The sequence below is a fragment of the Gloeocapsa sp. PCC 7428 genome (assembly GCF_000317555.1).
Taxonomy (GTDB): domain Bacteria; phylum Cyanobacteriota; class Cyanobacteriia; order Cyanobacteriales; family Chroococcidiopsidaceae; genus Chroogloeocystis.
Genome location: NC_019745.1, coordinates 5,084,510 through 5,104,289 on the forward strand (window position 1 = coordinate 5,084,510; position 19,780 = coordinate 5,104,289).

Sequence of the window (19,780 nt, forward strand, 5' to 3'; positions counted from 1 at the left end):
TATGCAGAAGTCACTCTACTAATAACATTTCTCAGCATTTTTAGATTACAAATTTCTACTTCTATCCAGAGTTTATATGTTCTGCAAGTAATAAGACAGTGGTTAAATCACATCACAATTCAAAATGCGAATTTCGCACATCACCTATGTAAGTTTATTCCTGCGCACTGTCCTTTTGAGCGCAATATAAAAATTTTTACGTACAATCTTCACATTCCTCCGTTATGCAAGTTGAATCCTCTATACGAAGAACTCATGAGTTTACGCTTTAGAGCATTATCTTATTTAGCTGATGAATGCGGTGAAGATATTACTCAGTATTGCACTCTAAGCAATCGGTAGATAAACTTGAAAACAACTACCCTCACCGAGGGTACTACTGACAGTAATTTTACCGCCATGTTGATGCGCAATTGTTTGAGCGATCGCAAGTCCTAATCCTAATCCCTTGGTTTTAGGCGATCGCGCTTTATCTGCCCGCCAAAAGCGTTGAAAGACAAACGGTAAATACTCAGGCGCAATTCCGATCCCATCATCTTCTACACGAACAACAATGCATCGCTTTTGTTGCACCATAGAAATGATAACGCTGCCCCCTGTAATTGTATATTTAATCGCATTATCTATTAAATTTGCAAACAGTCGCTTGAGTTGTGTAGGTTCGCCGTTAACCAATATGCTAGGAATGAATTGCAACTTGAGCGTAATGCCTTTTTCCCGTGCGCATGGTTTGAATAGCTCTATGGTATTGTACAAAATTTCATTCAAATAGAGATGTTTCCAACCCGCAGGTGGCGCGACAGCTGCATCTGTACGCGCTAAAAACAGCAAATCTTCTGATAAGCTGATAAGCTGCTCAGTAGCACTTGCGATCGCAACTAACTTTTTAGCATCACTCGGATGAATTCGTTCTGGGTGACTTTGCATAACTTCAATTGCAGTGCTAATCGCCGTTAAAGGATTGCGGAGTTCGTGCGAAGCATCCGCCGTAAATTCTTTGAGTCGCTGAAAGCTTTTTTCGATTGGTTCTAAAGCTTGCTGCGTTAGCCAAACTGCACCAATCGCAATAAAAATCAGCGCAATTGCTTTACCGAGACCTAAACCGACAATCAAACGCGCGATCGCAATTTCTGTTTCTTTCGTCGATTCACTGGCACGAATATAGCCTTCTAACTCTAAGTGTTGCAAGTTATTTGCGACGACTGAACTGTGACTATCTGAGTAAACTGCGATCGTCAGTGTCCGAATTTGCCCTTGCTGTTGAATAATTTGATCAGTTCGTCTCAAAGGTAAAGTAGAAAATAGCTTACCTTTTCGCGCCAAAATTTTCCCATTTGCATCAAACCATTCCAAACTCTGATCGCGTTTAAATAGTTCGCGCCAGGGTAAATCTTGATTAATACTTTGTAGCCCTTCGGTTTTAACGTCTTTCAAACTCGGTACAGCAGCTTGCGCTAGAGTGAGTAGCTGATTGTTTAAGTGTTGCTCGTGACTGCGAGTCACAAATACGTACACTGCTATACTTGATGTTCCAAGTACGGCTGCCATCACTGTCAAGTACGATAGCAAAAGGCGACACCGCAGGTATTGAAACATTTGTTTAGGGGTTCGATTTGAGTCGATAACCCAACCCGTAAACTGTTTCAATAAGATCATCAGGCGCTCCTACTCCTTTCAATTTCTGTCGCAGACGCTTAATGTGCGCCTTAACTGTATCCTCACTCGGTGGTTCTTCAAAAGACCAAAGATTCTCTAATATCGCATTGCGGTTGAGTACACTACTACCTTGACGTAAGAAAAGTTCTAAAAGGCGGTACTCTTTTGGCGTAATTTGCAACGGTTGTTGCTTATAGGTAACTTCGCAAGTATTCGAGTCAAGACATAAACCTTCCCACTCTAAAGCAGGAGGCAAAGTTGCAGTACCTCGCCGCAGTAAAGCACGAATGCGCGCCATTAATTCTTGCAGTTTATAAGGCTTAAGTACATAGTCATCAGCACCTGCATCTAGCCCTCTTACTTGATCGAGTGTCGTATCGCGTGCCGTTAACATCAATATGGGCATCGAATAGCCCTGTATGCGTAGTTGTTGACACAAACTGACCCCATCTATTTTGGGTAGCATGAGATCGAGGACGAGCAGATTGTATGTAAACGATTTAACAAAATCCCAGCCCATTTGACCGTCAGCCGCGATATCAACAACATAATGTTGGTCAGTGAGAGCTTCGGCAAGCGAATCTGCAATACGCTCGTCATCTTCAACTAATAAAATTCTCATGCTAAATAATTACCTTGAGCCTCAGCTTTAATGTAAAAAATAGTAATGTAGCTAATGATTTTGTAGCAGCAACGGCACTAAATAGCAAATGGAGAGAAATAAGATTTATTTATATTAAAATAAAATTCGGTCTTATTTCCTCGATAGGACCGAATTCTAAAATTACCCTAATTTCATAGAACCTGTTTCCAAAGTCAATGTAATTATTGTTAGGCGCTCAATTAAGCATTTCCTAACTCTACATTCACTAGAAGTCTAAGTTAATACGAGTTGATGAAATTTAGATGAGAATTAAATGAGGAAATTCTTACTTTTCAAGCAAACATAGAATCTTATCATATGCAAACTCAAGGCATGACGTTGCTTTCTATCACAGAATCTTTCACACGGCAAACCCCATCTCGGCTAATCCTTGGCGTAATCGATTTGCTTCGACAGGATTTTGTACTTCGTGGAGTGCGATCGCCTGTTTAAAAGCAGCTAAACTATCGTTTAGCTTACCAAGTTTGAGGAGGACAACGCCCAAATTTTGATACGCTTCAGCATACTTTGGGTTGAGCGCGATCGCTTGCTGATACTTGGCGATCGCTTCATTCAACAATCCCATCGCTTTCAAAGTCATTCCCAAGTTGTAGTACCCTGCGGCAAATTTAGGATCGATCTGCAACGCAATTTCATAAGCCAATTTTGCGCCGTTGAGATCGCCTGTTGCTTGCTTTAAGTTCCCTAAATTGTTGTACGCACCAAGTTTGAGTAAAGGATAAATCGATAACCCGATGGCTGCTTGATAGTGCGCGATCGCTTTTTGTAGCTGTTGTAAGCGACTATAAGCAATCCCTAAGTGATAGTGCAGTTCATATAAGATTTGCGCATTTAAACCACTGCGTTTCAGCCCTTGTTCTAATAATTCAATTCCACGATGCCAAGAACCCGTCTCGACGTACAATGCACCAAGCTTGCTACACACGTACGGATCGTTCGGGTGCGCGGTAAAAAAGCCTTCCATCGCGCTTTGGGCTTGCGCAAACTTATCTTTTTGCGCGATCGCACCGCGTTGATATCCTTCGTGCAAAATTGCCACATTAGGTAAATAACCAACTTGCCATTGAGGTTCTTTGCTCATAATCCGAGCTACGCTATCATCGACTAATGCGTGATACGGGCGCGAAAAGTAAAGATTTGGGTGACGCCGAAATAAGCGTGAAACTTGCGAGTAAGGCGATTGCGCTGCACCAACTTCTTGTCGCAATAAATTAATCAGCAAGAAGCGATCGTGTTGTATTGCTTGCTTCAGTGACGGAACAATTTCTGGAACTAAGACTTCATCTGCGTCTAACACCAAAACCCAATCGGTGCGGACATACTTTAAAGACTCATTACGTGCTTTAGCAAAGTCATTACACCACTCAAATGTATAAACCTTTGCACCAAATTCTTGCGCAACATCAGGCGTGCGATCGCTTGACCCTGTATCTAGAACAACAATTTCATCAACTACACCCTGAACACTTCTCAGACATTGCGCTAGTATTTGTTCTTCATTTTTCACAATCATGCACAAACTAAGTTGCATTTTCCCCGCACCCTACACATAGCAAGTGTGGCAATATTAACTTATCTTGACGCCAGTAGTGAGTAATACCATTTCACTTTAAAGTTGCGACATCTGGGTAGCAGAGGAAGCAGAGGTGCAGAGGAAGCAGAGAGAGAAATTAACTGTAGTTCTTATTTAGTGAAATGGTATAACTGTTAACGAGATAACAGTTATTAACTTACGTATAAACTTATATCTACTAGCAAAAAAAGCTCCTTGTCAGTTAATAACCAAAAAGGAGCCTTTAAATCGATTAATTACCTGTCACCACACACCGCAAGCAAGATACCCATGCATAAGTTTTAACTTTATTCAAAGCGCGGTATAACTACACTTTAATTAAAGACTAGGTGGTAACAATACTCTGTCAATCGCGTGAATAACGCCATTGCTAGCTTGAATGTCTGGCTGAACAACTCTCGCATCATTCACTGTTACTCCACTTGCAGAAGTTTTAACATTGACTGCTTCACCTTCAACAGTTTTCACTTCCCCAGGCTGGAGTTCATTTGATTGAACGCGCGCAGGAATTACGTGGTAGGTTAAAATTTGTACTAAGAGTTGCCGATTTTCTGGTCTTAACAATTCCTGAAGCGCATCTTGTGGTAAAGCAGCAAAAGCTTCATCTGTAGGCGCAAAAACAGTAAACGGTCCTGTTCCTGACAAAGTTTCAGTCAAACCTGCGGCTTGTAATGCTGCTGTCAGTGTTTTGAAAGAACTATTCGCTGCGGCTAAAGCTACTATATTGTTAGCTGCTCCTGGGGTTTGCCCTTGTGGAGGGGTCGTGGGTGCTGTAGGCGGTGTTACTGGTGCTGTAGGCGGTGCGGGTGCAACAGGAGGAGTAGCACCTGGAGTTGTACCAGGAGTTCGATTGTAAGGAGGCTCATTAAAGATACTCGGTCTAGGATTGAGAACGCCTTGGCTTTGTGCAACTATCGGAAAGCTCGCTGCGATACTAACGCCAACAATTCCTAGTAAGCTCGCTAACCTTTTAAGTGGAGTGCTGTGAATGTGCATTTTCGTCATGAGTCTTATTCTCAATTTTTAAGTTTTATAACATTAAACTCCAAATCTACAAAATTTTTACCACACTATCACGCAAATCTTTCTTAAGAAAGACTCAAGTTATTAAAGTCAAAGATCACCTACATAACCAGAGAGATGCACCAGACGTTTATAACTAGTAGCTGCGGTATCGCCCGAAAGCAGCAGTTTGATATTGGCTTTGGTGTCAGTAACATCCAGATTCAGTACTGTGTAGCTTTGACAAATAATATCAGCGTCTGCTTAAATTTTTGTTATTTTTTACTAAACCAGTCACAATTCAATTAAGTTACCTATACTACAAATTTGTTGCAAGATACTCAAACAAACATTTTTTGAAAATTTCTCATGAAGTTTGTAAAAAATTAATAATGGCTACACCAAATTTTTATATGACTTTACAAAGTTTTGAGGCTCGTGTCTAAAGGAGTTTAAACAAGCATAAAAGTATTAAATTAGCCATGTTGGTACGCTTGATTAAAGAATAACGCACAGTAAAAATTCTAATACTTTAGATTCTTACTTACGATAGAGGTTAGCAGGATGTTGCAATTGATACTCTAAGTTATGAAAGGAAGAGAAAAAGCTAAGGTTAGGAGGATTTAAAAATGGAATTTCTAGCATGGATTGTTCTAGGTTTAATAGCAGGCGCGATCGCAAAAGCTATCTATCCTGGTCATCAGGGAGGCGGTATCCTAGCAACAATTATTTTAGGTATCTTGGGTGCATTAGTCGGAGGTTGGCTAGGCAACACCCTGTTCGGTGGAGTGGGGGCAGGAGCAGCAGCAGGTGCGCTAACTATACCCAGTATTATTTTTGCAATTTTAGGTGCAATTATCCTTCTCTTCATCTGGGGCTTAATTACCCGTCGCACTGCGTAAACACACAACACTCACGCTTCATAAACAAAAAGATTTTGGCTCCCCTGGTAGATGCTAGGGGAGTTTCAATATATTCTGGAGTAATTGAAATTGTCAGAAAGCAATTGGGAAATCAGGAGAAAAAACGAATAAAAGCTGCTCTACTTTTAGGCGATCGCCTAAAATATAAAAATTTTCCTAAGATTAGAAGTAACACTAGAAAGCTCAGACTTTATTCCTAGGATCAATTGAAAAAGTACCTCAGCAACTATTCTTCTAATAATTAAATCTTTATAATGTTAGGTGTTTTGTTGATGGAAGAAAAAACGGAGTGGCAGCAAAATGTTAGAACTCTACCAATTTGAACTATCACAATATTCAGAAAAAGTTCGCTTAATATTAGATTTTAAAGGATTAGCTTATCGCAAAATCGAGGTCACTCCTGGAGTAGGACAGCTAGAGCTTTTTCGGTTGACGGGTCAAAGACAAGTTCCCGTACTCAAGGATGGTAATCAATATATTGCTGATTCTACACAAATCGCTAAATATCTCGAACGCAAGTATCCTGACCGCCCAATTATTCCATCCGATCCAAAACAACGCGCAATGTGTTGGCTGATTGAAGAATGGGCAGACGAATCAATCGGTATCAAAAGCCGTAAAGCATTATTCGGAGCACTCACTCAAAGTGAAAGTTACCGTAAGTCACTGTTACCAATGGCAACTCCTGATGTAGTAAAAACACTGATAGGAGTTGTCCCTAATGATGTTCTAAAAGTACTAGGTTTTGGTGTAGGATATGGACCAGACGTTATTAAATCGGCTGAAGAAGATTTAAAACAAGATTTGGAAGCACTTTGCTTGTTACTTGCAGAGAATCCCTACTTAGTTGGGGATCAACCAACGCTCGCTGATTTAGCTGTTGCAGGTTTGGCAATGTTACTCAAGTTTCCTGACGGACCTTATCTAGAATTACCAGCGACACTAAAAGGGAAAGGAATTCCTGGTTTAGGCGACAATATCGCGTATCAACCATTTTTTGAGTGGCGCGATCGCCTGTATGCACAGTATCGTAAACCACTAACAGGAGTCAGTACAGTCGGTTCCACACCAACATCAATCCAAATCGACTAACTGAATTAAAAGGTTGGAGATCAGGAGTCAGAGGTTAGGGAAAGACAAAAGTTTCTGCGGGAGGCATATTAGAGATTTATCAAGTAGGAATTTCGCTGACCCCCGACCTCTGACCGCCGACCTCTTGAATAAATTGGTAGCCAGAAAGAAAAATCCGACGTAATATAAGGCTGCATAGGGATCGCAGGGAATGCTATGAATTCGGGACAGCCGTTAGGGTCAGTCACACACGGGTCACTCAGCCAGGGGTTAGAAGTGAGATTGCATCCGGATGTTTCTGTAGAAGATATGCGGGTAGGAAAATTCCTCATTGTCGAAGGCGTGCGATCGCGTTTCTTTTGTATGCTTACCGACGTCGCGCTCTCGACTTCTAGCAACCGCATAGTTGCTAATCCTCCTAGCCCTAATGATGATTTCTTAAGAGATGTGCTAGCCGGAAGTGGAACCTATGGCACAATTAACCTCACGCCGATGTTGATGTTTACACCGGAAACCGTAGAGGGGCAAGACACTGCCTTGTCCATAGAGGTCAGAAACCCGCGATTGAACGTTTCTAATGGCAGTTCATTAGCTTCGTTTCAGCCGCAGAGTAGTAGTAATATGGAACTCTTGCCGGTTAAGACGATTCCGAGTCACTTTAGTCAAGTTTACGAAGCTTCAGAACGTGATTTTCGCGCAGTGTTTGGCTGGGAAGACGATCCGCACCGCCGAAACTTTGCGATCGGTCAGCCATTAGATATGGATGTGCCAATTTGTCTTGACCTGGATCGTTTTGTCGAACGTAGTAACGGTGTATTTGGTAAATCTGGTACGGGAAAATCATTTTTAACTCGCCTGCTCTTATCTGGAATTATTCGCAAACGCGCAGCAGTTAACTTAATTTTTGATATGCACTCTGAATATGGCTGGGAAGCTGTATCGGAAGGAAAACAATTTAGCACCGTCAAAGGCTTGCGTCAGTTGTTTCCTGGGCAAGTGCAAATGTACACCCTCGACCCTGAATCAACAAAACGGCGTGGGGTACGCGACGCGCAAGAACTGTATTTAAGTTACGACCAAATAGAAATTGAGGATATTCGCTTAGTCGGACAAGAATTAAATCTATCAGAAGCAAGTTTAGACAACGCCAATATTCTCTTTAGTGAATTTGGCAAATCCTGGATTCTTCAGTTGTTAAATATGACCAACGAAGAAATTCAGATGTTTTGCGATGAAAAGCGGGGTCACAAAGGTTCACTCCTCGCATTGCAACGTAAACTGATGCGCCTAGAAAATCTCAAGTATATGCGATCTGCGTGTCCGCACAACTATGTCGATCAAATATTACAGTCGCTCGAAGCAGGTAAACACGTTGTTGTCGAGTTCGGTTCGCAGTCGGATATGCTTTCTTATATGCTCGTCACGAATATGATTACACGGCGTATTCACCGCGCGTATGTCCGTAAGGCTGAGAAGTTTTTACAATCCAAAAATGCCAGCGATCGCCCAACGCCTTTGGTAATCACCATCGAAGAAGCCCACCGCTTTCTCGATCCTAGTGTTGTCGGACAAACGATTTTTGGGACAATTGCGCGAGAAATGCGCAAATACTTTGTCACCCTGCTTGTAGTAGATCAGCGCCCATCGGGAATTGACAATGAAGTTATGTCGCAAATCGGTACGAGAATCACCGCACTCCTCAACGACGAAAAAGACATTGATGCGATCTTCACCGGCGTTTCCGGCGCACAAAGTTTGCGGTCAGTTCTCGCCAAATTAGATTCTAAACAACAAGCTTTGATCCTGGGTCATGCCGTTCCTATGCCTGTCGTTGTGCGTACGCGCCCCTATGATACTCAATTCTACGCAGAAATCGGCGATGTTGCTTGGGAAGAAAAATCTGATTCAGAAGTCTTCGCAGCGGCTGAATTAGCTAAAGCCGATTTAGGCTTTTAAATAAAGTAGTGAGAGGTAAGGCCGTGCCGCCTGTACTGATAGTTCCCAATGCGGAATACACGCCATCTCCACCGTAGTATCAGTACGGTTATCTCGCTACTGATGAGCGCCTATTTCCGCGTTGGCTAAGTCATCATAATAAGAGTTAGAATATTTGTTTTGCTTTAAGTGCCTATCGCCCTTTACTCTTCTTGAGATTTATCATACAATTAAAAACAAAGTCATTATGACTTCAAGTTGATGGGATGTAGTAGATTGATTTTTTAACTAAAGTGCCAAGCGAGCGTGGCACTACAGTAACAAGCCTAGCCGCGCTGGGAAACTTCCCTCAGGGAGCATCGTCTCTACATCTTCTGTAGGATGCTTATCCACCGAGATTTAGCTAATGTTCCTGATATAAAGTTTGCGATTGCTTTCCCCATCTGCCCCAGCTAAAAAGTATCTGATTTGTTTACGGAGTTGACGACGCACCAATGCCCACTGTTAACACCCCAACCGAAGAAACCACCAACACCCGCTTCACGGCTGATATGGTGCGCACTTATCTGCGCGAGATCGGTCGTGTCCCACTGCTAACTCGTGAGCAAGAAATTATCTATGGCAAGCAGGTACAGCAGATGATGTCTGTGCTAGACGCCAAAGAAGCTTTAGCAAAGAAATTGCACCGCGAACCAACCGTACAAGAGTGGGCTTCACACGTGAAAATGTCTGAAGCTGATTTGCACGACACAGTGCGGCGGGGACAACGCGCTAAGCAAAAGATGATCGAAGCAAACTTGCGCTTAGTGGTAGCTATTGCCAAGAAGTACCAAAAGCGTAATATGGAATTCCTGGATTTGATTCAGGAAGGAACGATGGGACTTGAGCGCGGTGTCGAGAAGTTCGACCCTACACGTGGTTATAAGTTTTCCACGTATGCATATTGGTGGATTCGCCAAGCGATTACGCGTGCGATCGCCCAACAAGCCCGCACCATTCGTCTACCTATCCATATCACTGAAAAGCTGAACAAAATCAAGAAGATTCAGCGCGAACTTGCACAGCGCTTAGGTCGTAGTCCTAGCCCAGCCGAGATTGCAACCGAGTTAGAACTCGAACCTAGCCAAATTCGCGAGTACTTGAACCTGGCGCGTCAGCCAGTATCTCTCGATGTTCGTGTTGGCGATAACCAAGATACTGAGTTACAAGATTTGCTTGAAGATGAAGGGCCTTCTCCAGAGCATTACATGACTCAAGAGTCTTTGCGTCAAGACCTCGACCATCTGATGGCAGAACTGACCCCGCAACAGCGCGAAGTGTTAAACCTGCGTTTTGGATTAGAAGACGGTAATGAGCTTTCTTTAGCCAAAGTAGGCGAACGTCTCAATCTTAGCCGCGAGCGAGTTCGACAACTAGAGCATCAAGCGTTAGCCCACTTGCGCCGCCGCAGAGCAAACGTACAAGAGTATATTGCTAGTTAATCGGCTAATCTCCTCATGTACCTGCGGTGTATCCACAAGTCTGGCTTAAGTTTGAGGCGTAGAGAAGCCCCCAAAGTCCCCCACAAGTGGGGACTTTGTTTTTGGAAGCTCTTTTTGTAGCCACTTTATAGTCCTATATGACTTACGCAATCTGAGCGTTTTAATTAGAACCAAGAATTGGGGGGCTTCCCCCCAATCCCCCCATCGGGGGACGCCAGTCGCTACAACGGGGGGAACCCCCGCAACGCGCTGGCTCACGGTTGCGTCCCCCAAACCCCCTCCAAAAAAGCGGCTACTCACAAAACAGCGATTGTTCAGGGTAGCTGTTGCCTAATACCATTTCAGTAAATAAAAACGACAAATCATTTCTCCTCTGCTCCTGAAGCTGCCTATTTATAGTAACTTGAAAGTGAAATGGTATAAGTCCTGTCCTAATCAACATTAGGATGTTATAGAAGCTCATATTGATTTCCCTGACAAGAGTTTAACCCTGACTCCTGATATAAAGTGAAACGGTATCAAAGGTATTGTTTTAATTGTTGCGCTAAGGTTTGAACGTAAGGCGGCTTCAACATCGATAGATGATTTCCTGGTATCAAATGAATTCGTATGTCTTTAGCTAGTTGACTCCAACCTAACGTGGCATCTCGACAGTGATTAGCAGGATCAAGCGTTTTGAATAGCGTAATGCAGTAAGGGTAATTTTGCGGCGTATATCGATACGCTGCTTGGCTATTGGCATAAAAGATCCGCAACATAGGCGCGATCGCGGATTCATCGACTAAGCGTAATTGTGACTCCTCTGGTATTAAATTAGCAATAGCTAACCATTGCCAGCGAGAAAACCAATTCTGCTTTTGGCGCTTGCTATTTGCGTGTTGAGATGCTTTCAGCCGTTGAGAATTAAGGACGATCGCAGTATAGTCTAGCAGAAACGGCAGCGTAGACCAGAGCGCTGTTTTGAGCAAAACCTTAAGGCTATGACCAAGCGAAGGTTGATTCGCAGCAATTGGCGCTGGAGTATCAAAAATTGCCAAAAGTGCGACTTCTTGCCCTGCTTGCGTTAGTTGTTGCGCCATCTCAAACGCAACAAGTCCCCCAAACGACCAACCACCCAAGTAATAGGGACCATGCGGCTGCACAGTTTGAATTGCTTGGAGGTAATATGCAGCCATTGCTTCAATCTGTTTCAAAGGCGGTTGTTTGCCATCCAATCCCAGAGGTTGAAGTCCGTAGAAACTGCGATCGCTTCCTAGGTAATGTGCCAATTCTAGATAAGGAAAGACAATACCAAAGATCGGATGAACGCAGAAAAAAGGTTGTTTGTGACCTCCAAGCGTTAAGGGAACCAGCGGCGACCAAACTTCTGTAGCCTGCTGTGGAGATGGAGGATTTTGAGTAGCCGATTTGTCAGTTGTTAACGACGATCGCAAGCGACTGTGTGCTGCGCGATCGAGCCGGACTAATGGCGGAATGTGTTGCGGTGCGGTGTTGCGCAATTTATCAATAACTATAGCCAGTTGCGCGATCGTTGGCGCTTCAAACACGCTGCGTAGAGGCACTTCAATCCCAAACATATCACGCACGCGCGAGACAAGTTGTGTCGCTAGTAACGAATGTCCGCCCAACTCAAAGAAATTGTCGTGAACACTCACGTGCTTAAGTCGCAATTCCTCCCAAATATCGGCTAGCATGGATTCTGTATGCGATCGCGGCGTAATGGTTGGCTTTGATGTCTGAGTTGCCTCTAGAGATGGTAAAGCACGGCGGTCGATTTTACCAGTAGCCGTTAGAACAAAGGATTCTACAGGTACAAGCACCGAAGGTATCATATAGTCGGGTAAAGTTTGCCCTAGGTATTCGCATAGCTGCGGTACGAGTTGACGTGCAAATTGAGCTTGTAGCGGATTGTTTGTGTAATTCTTCCAAGCTTGATTCGCTTGCTGCTGAGCGATCGGTAAATCAACTTCTCGACTTCCCTGTCGAATCAATACAACATCATAGTCACCCGTTTGTGTTTGTGTAGACCACGCAATTTCTACACGGTACGGCAATACAGATTCTAAATCCCACCAATCTTGGGGATCAATCGCCAATTCTGTAGACTCTAACACTTCGCGCATTCGTCCAACAGTTTTTGGCGAGGTTTGATGAAATAGCCAATCGGCGGTTTTGACTGCGGCGTTTACTCGACTGTTAGTAACGTTAGTTATACCAAAAATTTCTGGTTCAGCCTCTAGTAAATGATTTTGAACATCAGCAACGCTGAGTGGCTGCTGTTTCCAATCTCTCCATGCGATCGAAGTTGTCGCCGCAGCTTCATCCATGTAGAGCAACACATTGTAGCGAAATTGTATCATTTCATTATGACTGCGACCTCGTGAGAGGCGAATTTGGACGCGCTGAATGCGAGGAAAGCGATCGCGTAAGGCGTTAAAAAACATGGGATCGATTGCTAGTTCGGGTTCTTCAAAGTGCGATCGCTCGACTTTTTGCCGCAGTTGCATTTGTTCTAACCCTGGTTCGGCTTGGGCAAAGTGCATCCAGGTATGAAACGCTGTCAGTAGCGGTAAACTCCGCACGTCACCGATAAATAGCACACCATTTGGCGCGACTGCCTGAATTGCGCCTTCTAGCACCTGCATCAGGTAATCTACACTAGGAAAATATTGCACTACCGAATTAAGAATCACGACGTCAAACGCCGCAGAGGGAATTGCAGTAAAATCCGTTGCCATGCGGTGCAGCAGTTTAACTTGCGATAAGGCAGAATCATCTAACCGACGTTGAATCGCTTCTAGTGATGCTGAAAAGTCTGTTCCCCAATAACTTTGACAGTGTGGGGCAATCTGAAACAGCAATAATCCTGTACCACAGCCGATCTCTAATACGCGTTGGGGATGAAGCGCGAGAATTTGCGCCACGCGATCGCTTACCCACACTTGCATTTGCTCAACAGGAATTGGCTGTCCAGTATAACTACTATTCCAGCCAGTGATATCGAAATCGCAGCCCGAATTGCTTGGGGGTTGGTAAGTTTGATTATAGAGCGTTTGCCACTGCTGGATTTGTTGCGTTTGTAGAAGTTGTTCGCATTGCTGATGATTGAGACTAAAATACGCGATTAAGCGTAAATTATCGGTTTCTTGCAAAGCGATCGCAACTGCGTCTTGAATAGCGGGATGGCGTTGCAGTGTTGCTTCGATTTCGCCCAACTCGACGCGAAAGCCGCGAATTTTAATTTGGGTATCGATTCGCCCCAAAAACTCGATTGTGCCATTCCGGTAACGAGCGCGATCGCCTGTTCGATAAAGCCTCTCTCCCTTTATGAAGGGATTCGCAATAAACTTTTCGGCGGTTAATGCTGGACGATTGAGATAGCCGCGTGCGAGTCCTGCCCCACCGATGTATAATTCGCCTGATATACCTACGGGTACTTGATTAAGGGCAGCATCGAGAATGTATACCTGAGTGTTAGCGACCGGATGACCAATTGTGATTGGCTGCGCGGGATGCAATTCGCCAACTGTTGCCCAAATCGTCGTTTCTGTAGGTCCATAAGCATTGAAAAACTGACGATTGACAGCCCAGCGATCGATTACCTGACGCGAACAAGCTTCGCCACCTGTGATGAGCGTTTGCAGTGCAGGAAGTTCCGCAGGTGGGAGAACATTCAATACTCCTGGAGTAAGTAGCGCGTGCGTAATCGCGTTGTCTTGGAGAAATTGAATGAGTGCGGTTCCTGGTAACTGTGCTGACTTGGGTGGAATGTATAGCGTACCCCCTGAACCGAAGGCTAACGCTATTTCAAACACTGACGCATCGAAACTGAGCGAACTAAATTGCAGAATGCGACTTTCACCGGATGCGTTGAAGATTTGACGCTGTGCGGTGACGACGTTAGATAACCCGCGATGCGAGATTAATACTCCTTTGGGTGTACCAGTAGAACCAGAAGTGTAGATGACGTACGCAAGGTTGTCACTCGTTACCGCTTGATGTGGTACTTCCTGATTTTGTTCTGGTAAAGGTTGATCGAGGCAAAGAATTTGTGCATGAGTTGCTGGTAGCGTTTCGACTAACCACGATTGAGTTAGGAGAATGGCAATTTGTGTATCTGTCAGGATAAATTGCAGGCGGTGCTGTGGATATTGAGGATCGAGTGGTACATAAGCGCCGCCAGCTTTGAGAATTCCTAAAATGCCAACAACTGTATCCAGCGAACGTTCGACACACAACCCTACTAAATCATCCGGTTGAATGATTTTTCGTAATGTCTGTGCTAGTCGATTCGCGCGTTGATTCAACTCTTGATAAGTGAGTGACTCGCGATCGCAAACAACGGCGATCGCATCAGGGAACTGCTGTGCTTGTGCTTCAAAGATATGATGAAAGCATTCTGGAATTGGTTCGGTGTAGGACTGATGTATTTGCCCCATAAATTCCCCACACGTGGGGGACTTAGGGGGCAACTGCGTAACTTCTGCTGTGGATGCACCATGACTCCATTCACCGAGTTGCTGTTGTTCTGCGGGTGTCAGGAGTGGTAGTTCAGATAATCGAGCATCAGGATTGGCGACTATACCTTCGAGGAGAGTTTGAAAATGCGCAACTAAACGCGCGATCGTCTCGCGATCGAACAAATCTTCACTGTAAGATACAAAGCCACTTAAACCCGCTTGCGATTCCCACAAACTACGCAATCCATGATGCGGTTCCCACAAATGAACTTCGAGATCGAACCGCGTAGTTCCTGATTCTATTGGAACAGGTTTTAGCGTGACTCCTGGTAGTTCTAACGGCTGCATTGGGGCGTTTTGTAGCGCAAATGCGACTTGAAACAGTGGATTGCGGCTGAGATCGCGTTCTGGTTCGAGTTCTTCAACGAGTTTTTCAAACGGTAAGTCTTGATACGTATACGCTGCTAGTGCCACATCTCGCACCCGCTGCAATAATTCGCGAAACGTGGGATTACCCGCTAAATTTGTTCGCAGTACCAAACTATTGACAAAAAAGCCAATTAGGTGTTCTAGTTCGCTACGGTGACGATTTGCGATCGGCGATCCGACAGCAATATCTTCCTGCCCTGTATAGCGATAGAGCAATGTTTGAAACGCAGCCAGCAGCAGCATAAACAGCGACACACCTTCTTGCTGACTCAATTTCTCTAGCGCCTGAGTAAGCGAAGGAGAATACTGTAAACGATACGTTGCACCTCGGTAAGTTTGGACGGTAGGACGCGGGCGATCGCTTGGTAACTCTAGCACCGAGAGATTCTGCAATTGCGATCGCCAGTAACCTAGTTGTTCTTCTAAAACTTGTTGTTGTAATTCGTTACGCTGCCAGCAGGCAAAGTCGGCGTATTGTATCGGTAATGAAGGTAATGTTGGCGATCGCTCTTCGACAAAGGCGCTGTAAAAGCAAGCGAGTTCCTGTACGAGTACCCCTAATGACCAACCATCTGCGACGATATGATGCATCGTCAACAGCAAAACTGACTCGCTGGCATCAAATTGTAGGAGTGTCACGCGTAAAAGCAGATCCGTACTAAGATTAAACGGACGCTGTGCTTCGGTAGTTGCTAGTTGTTGCGTCATAGAATCGCGTTCGTCAAGCGGAACAAATCGCAAATCTACAACAGGTATCGTGATTTTGACTTCAGGGGCGATGACTTGAACAGGTCCTGTAACAGTTTTAAATGTAGTACGCAGCGCGGCATGACGACGGACAATTTCATTAAATGATCGCTCTAATGCTGTTTGATTGAGATTTCCCTGCAATCGAATTGCCGCAGGTATATTGTAGAAGGGATTATGAGGCGCAAGCTGATACAAAAACCACAAGCGCTGCTGCGCGAATGATAGAGGAATTGTACCCTCGTGCGCCATAGGTTGAATTTGTGGAAGTGATTCTATAAGTTGCGATCGCTGATAGGCGACGATTTCGGCTTTGCGCTCAACTATTTGCTGGCGCAATTGTGGTGTTAAAGTTCCTTCTGGTGCGTTACAGCGTAGGCGAATTTCGGCTAGAGACGCATCGCGATCGCCTTCTACTGATACCTGCACGTCTAAGCTTTTTAGATATGCTAGGAACTCAACAATCGTAGTCATAGTTCGATTTCCTCGCGTTGCTGACTTTGATTATCAAACGTTACCTTCGTCACTGCGTCGATCTGTTGCGCGAGTTGGGCGATCGTGGGAGTCTCAAACAAACTCCGTAAGGAAATTTCTACTTGAAAGCGATCGCGGATGCGCGAGATCAGTTGCGTTGCTAGCAGCGAATGTCCTCCCAGTTCAAAGAAATTGTCGTAAATTCCTACTTGTTTGCGTCCTAATAATTGACACCATAGATCTACCAATGACTTTTCTATTGAGGTGCTAGGAGCAACCACAATCGTTTCTGGTTCGGTTGTAGGTAATAGTAGCGCTTGGCGATCGATTTTACCGTTAGTCGTTAAGGGTAGTGTCTTGAGTGGTACAAACATCGCAGGTAGCATATACGCAGGTAGTTGTGTTTTCAAAAAAGACCGCAATTCGCGATCGCTGACTACCGTCGCAGTAGGGACAACGTAAGCAATGAGTTGTCGATCTCCTGCAAGTTCGCGCACGTTTACAACTGCGGTTTTGACACTTGGATGTTGTGCTAAAACTGCCTCAATCTCGCCCAATTCCACGCGAAAACCCCGAATTTTGACTTGATCGTCGCTGCGACCTAAAAATTCAATGTTGCCATCGCTACGATAACAAGCGCGATCGCCAGTTCGATAAAGGTTCCCATAACCGAAGCGATTACCAATAAACTTTTCAGCCGTCAACTCTGGGCGGTTTAAATACCCCTGTGCTAGCCCATCTCCACCAAGATAAATTTCGCCATGAATTCCCGCAGGAACTAAGTTAAGATGTGCGTCTAACACGTATACCTGAGTATTCGCTATTGCCCGACCAATAGGAATTGTCGTTGCTTCTGGCACTTCCTGCACTTCATACCAGGTGGAAAATGTTGTGTTTTCGGTTGGTCCATACACGTGAATGAGATGCTGCGGTTTGCCGTGTTGTAGTACAGTACGAACATAATCGGGATTTGCCATTTCACCGCCGAATAACAGATATTTCAGCGATTGAAATGCATCGGGAATTTGACTCGCGGTTTGATTGAATAATGCCGTTGTCAAAAACATAATATTAATCTGCTGTTGCTGCACTGCGCTTTTCAACTCAGTAGGTGAAAGCGTTGTCTCGCGTTCAATTCCAACTAATTCAGCACCATTGAGCAATGCACCCCAGATCTCAAATGTGGCAGCATCAAACGCAATATTGGCAACTTGTGCTACGCGATCGCCTGGTTGGATCTGCACGTAGTTCGTTTGACAAACTAACCGATTAACCGCGCGGTGCGGTATCATGACTCCTTTAGGCGTTCCGGTTGAACCAGAAGTATAGATAATATAAGCCAGTTGCTCAGCGTTGCCAGGAGTATCGAGATTTTCCTCGGATTCCTGTGCGATCGCACTCCATTCTTGCTCTAGATAAATTACCTTCGTCTTTATTGTCTCAATTGCTACTAAGTTTTTCTGTGTTAATACTACAGAAACTTGCGCATCCTCCAGTAAAAAGCGCAGTCGTTCAGGGGGCGAACTAGGGTCAATTGGCACGTAAGCACCGCCCACCTTGAGAATCGCCAGCATTGCGGCAATAATCTCTGTCGTTTGCTCTAGGCAAATTCCCACAGGCATTTCCGTCTTGATTCCCAGTTTCTGTAAATAACGCGCTAGTTGATTGCTTCCTTGGTTCAACTCGTGATAGGTGAATTGTTGAGTTGCAGAGCGTACCGCGATCGCCTGCGGTTGTTGCCTAACCTGCGCCTCAAATAGTTGATGAAGACAAGCATTCGTAGGATAATCGGTCTGAGTATTCTGCCAACTCGTTAATAGCTGTTGCTGCGCTTGGGTACTTAATAGCGGTAATCTAGATAAATGCATATCTGGGTTCGCGACAATCGCTTCTAAAAGCGTCTGAAAATGATGTCGCAATGATGCGATCGCCTCTGCATCAAATAAATCAGTGTTATAAATAATGACACCGCGCAATCCGTCAGATTGTTGCCATCCTTTTCCCCACAAACTCCTAAAATTACCCGCACACTTCCAAACATACAATTCCAAGTCAAAGCGCGTCGTTTCAATCTCAAAATCAACCGAACTCAGCGTTAATCCTGGTAATTCAAGTTGCTCCATTGGTGCATTTTGCAGCGCAAACACAACTTGGAACAGCGGATTTTGGCTGAGACTGCGTACAGGTTGCAATTCTTCTACGAGTTTTTCAAACGGTAAATCTTGATGCGCATAAGCTGCTAGTGTGACATCTCGCACGCGTTCTAACAAAACGCGAAATGTCGGATCGCCTGCTAGATTTGTGCGCAAGACGAGACTATTTACCAAAAACCCGATAACGCCTTCAAGTTCGCTGCGGTGACGATTAGCGATCGGCGAACCTATCGCAATATCAGTTTGTCCTGTATAACGGTGTAGCAACGTCTGAAATGCAGCTAGTAACGTCATAAACAGTGTCGCGCCTGGTTGTTGACTCAATTCTTCTAGCGCATCGAGTAACTGCTGTGGTAACTCTAGTAATTGACTCGCACCGCGATAACTCGGCAGCAAAGGACGCGGTGAAGACGGTAAATTGAGACTAGGTACATCTTTTAATTGCTGTCGCCAATAGTTTAACTGCGCATTCAAGACTTCTCCTTGCAACCACTCACGTTGCCAATGCGCAAAATCGGCATATTGAATGGGCAACTCTGGCAGCTTAGCAGGTTGATGACTAGCAAACGCAGTATAAAGCTGACCTAGTTCTCGAATCAGAATACCACTAGACCATTCATCAAAAATGATGTGGTGTAGTAAAATCAGCAGTAGATGCTCGGCTTGATGCAGTTGCCATAACTGTACTCGGAACAAGAATTCTTGATTTAAATGAAAAGGCTGTTGAATTGCTTGCCGAATCTGCTCAAGCGCAACTTTCTCGCGGGTTGTTGCTGGTATGGTTTGTAGGTTAATACAAGGAAATGACACTTGTATCGTTGGCGAAATGACTTGTACTAACTGCCCGTCGATCGCATCAAAGCTTGTCCGCAGCGTTTCATGACGGTCAGCGATCGCCTGTATACTTTGTTCCAACGCTGCGCGATTTAACGAACCTGTAAGCCGAAATCCAAGCGGAATTGTATAAAGCGAATTTCCTGGAATTAATTGGTCAATAAACCACAATCGCTGTTGCGCAAACGACGCTGGAAAAATGAAAACTTCCTCGCCAAGATTGTGTTCTGAGCCAAAATCATTCACACTTTCATCCTCAGACCTTCATTTGTATTTAAGATAAAAGTCTTGTTGCAAAACTATACTTTGCGATAGATTTGGAAGTAAATTTGTCATTTTTATGACTGAGTTTGCACTTGCAGCTTTGTGTAAATTTGA

11 protein-coding genes are annotated in these 19,780 nt (G+C 44.4%); 5 read left to right on the forward strand and 6 right to left on the reverse strand.

Annotated features, from left to right (window positions below):
- Positions 1-36 precede the first annotated feature (36 nt).
- A complete protein-coding gene (locus GLO7428_RS26990) occupies positions 37-342 on the forward strand; it encodes a Mo-dependent nitrogenase C-terminal domain-containing protein (RefSeq protein WP_255348402.1) in 306 nt (101 codons plus the stop codon).
- Here GLO7428_RS26990 and GLO7428_RS22415 read toward each other — a convergent pair.
- From GLO7428_RS22415 to GLO7428_RS22430, 4 genes are all read right to left on the reverse strand, one after another.
- A complete protein-coding gene (locus GLO7428_RS22415; protein WP_041918730.1) occupies positions 328-1,596 on the reverse strand; it encodes a cell wall metabolism sensor histidine kinase WalK in 1,269 nt (422 codons plus the stop codon). The genes GLO7428_RS26990 and GLO7428_RS22415 overlap by 15 nt on opposite strands.
- A gap of 4 nt (positions 1,597-1,600) precedes the next feature.
- On the reverse strand, positions 1,601-2,278 hold the full coding sequence (locus tag GLO7428_RS22420) for a response regulator transcription factor (RefSeq protein ID WP_015190876.1): 678 nt from the start codon (positions 2,276-2,278) through the stop codon (positions 1,601-1,603).
- 382 nt (positions 2,279-2,660) lie between these two features.
- Positions 2,661-3,851 (reverse strand): tetratricopeptide repeat protein, encoded by a 1,191-nt coding sequence (locus tag GLO7428_RS22425; RefSeq protein ID WP_015190877.1) that lies wholly within the window; start codon positions 3,849-3,851, stop codon positions 2,661-2,663.
- Positions 3,852-4,211: 360 nt separating this feature from the next.
- Complete coding sequence (locus GLO7428_RS22430) at positions 4,212-4,898, reverse strand: fasciclin domain-containing protein (RefSeq protein ID WP_015190878.1); 687 nt, start codon at positions 4,896-4,898, stop codon at positions 4,212-4,214.
- A 626-nt stretch (positions 4,899-5,524) separates the two neighbouring features.
- Here GLO7428_RS22430 and GLO7428_RS22435 point away from each other — a divergent pair.
- The 4 genes from GLO7428_RS22435 to GLO7428_RS22450 all read left to right on the forward strand — a co-directional run bounded on the left by GLO7428_RS22435 (position 5,525) and on the right by GLO7428_RS22450 (position 10,305).
- On the forward strand, positions 5,525-5,797 hold the full coding sequence (locus GLO7428_RS22435) for a GlsB/YeaQ/YmgE family stress response membrane protein (RefSeq protein ID WP_015190879.1): 273 nt from the start codon (positions 5,525-5,527) through the stop codon (positions 5,795-5,797).
- A gap of 321 nt (positions 5,798-6,118) precedes the next feature.
- Entirely contained in the window at positions 6,119-6,910 is a 792-nt protein-coding gene (locus tag GLO7428_RS22440) for a glutathione S-transferase family protein (RefSeq protein ID WP_015190880.1), read from the forward strand.
- Between the two features lie 195 nt (positions 6,911-7,105).
- A complete protein-coding gene (locus GLO7428_RS22445; protein ID WP_015190881.1) occupies positions 7,106-8,845 on the forward strand; it encodes an ATP-binding protein in 1,740 nt (579 codons plus the stop codon).
- 473 nt (positions 8,846-9,318) lie between these two features.
- Positions 9,319-10,305 carry an RNA polymerase sigma factor, RpoD/SigA family gene (locus tag GLO7428_RS22450; protein WP_015190882.1) on the forward strand — a complete coding sequence of 329 codons (987 nt, stop codon included), beginning with the start codon at positions 9,319-9,321 and terminating at the stop codon, positions 10,303-10,305.
- 518 nt (positions 10,306-10,823) lie between these two features.
- Here GLO7428_RS22450 and GLO7428_RS22460 read toward each other — a convergent pair.
- Both GLO7428_RS22460 and GLO7428_RS22465 read right to left on the reverse strand, forming a co-directional pair.
- Entirely contained in the window at positions 10,824-16,415 is a 5,592-nt protein-coding gene (locus tag GLO7428_RS22460) for a non-ribosomal peptide synthetase (protein WP_015190883.1), read from the reverse strand.
- Positions 16,412-19,648 (reverse strand): non-ribosomal peptide synthetase, encoded by a 3,237-nt coding sequence (locus GLO7428_RS22465; protein ID WP_015190884.1) that lies wholly within the window; start codon positions 19,646-19,648, stop codon positions 16,412-16,414. Before GLO7428_RS22465 ends, GLO7428_RS22460 begins: the two co-directional genes overlap by 4 nt.
- Positions 19,649-19,780: the final 132 nt, after the last annotated feature.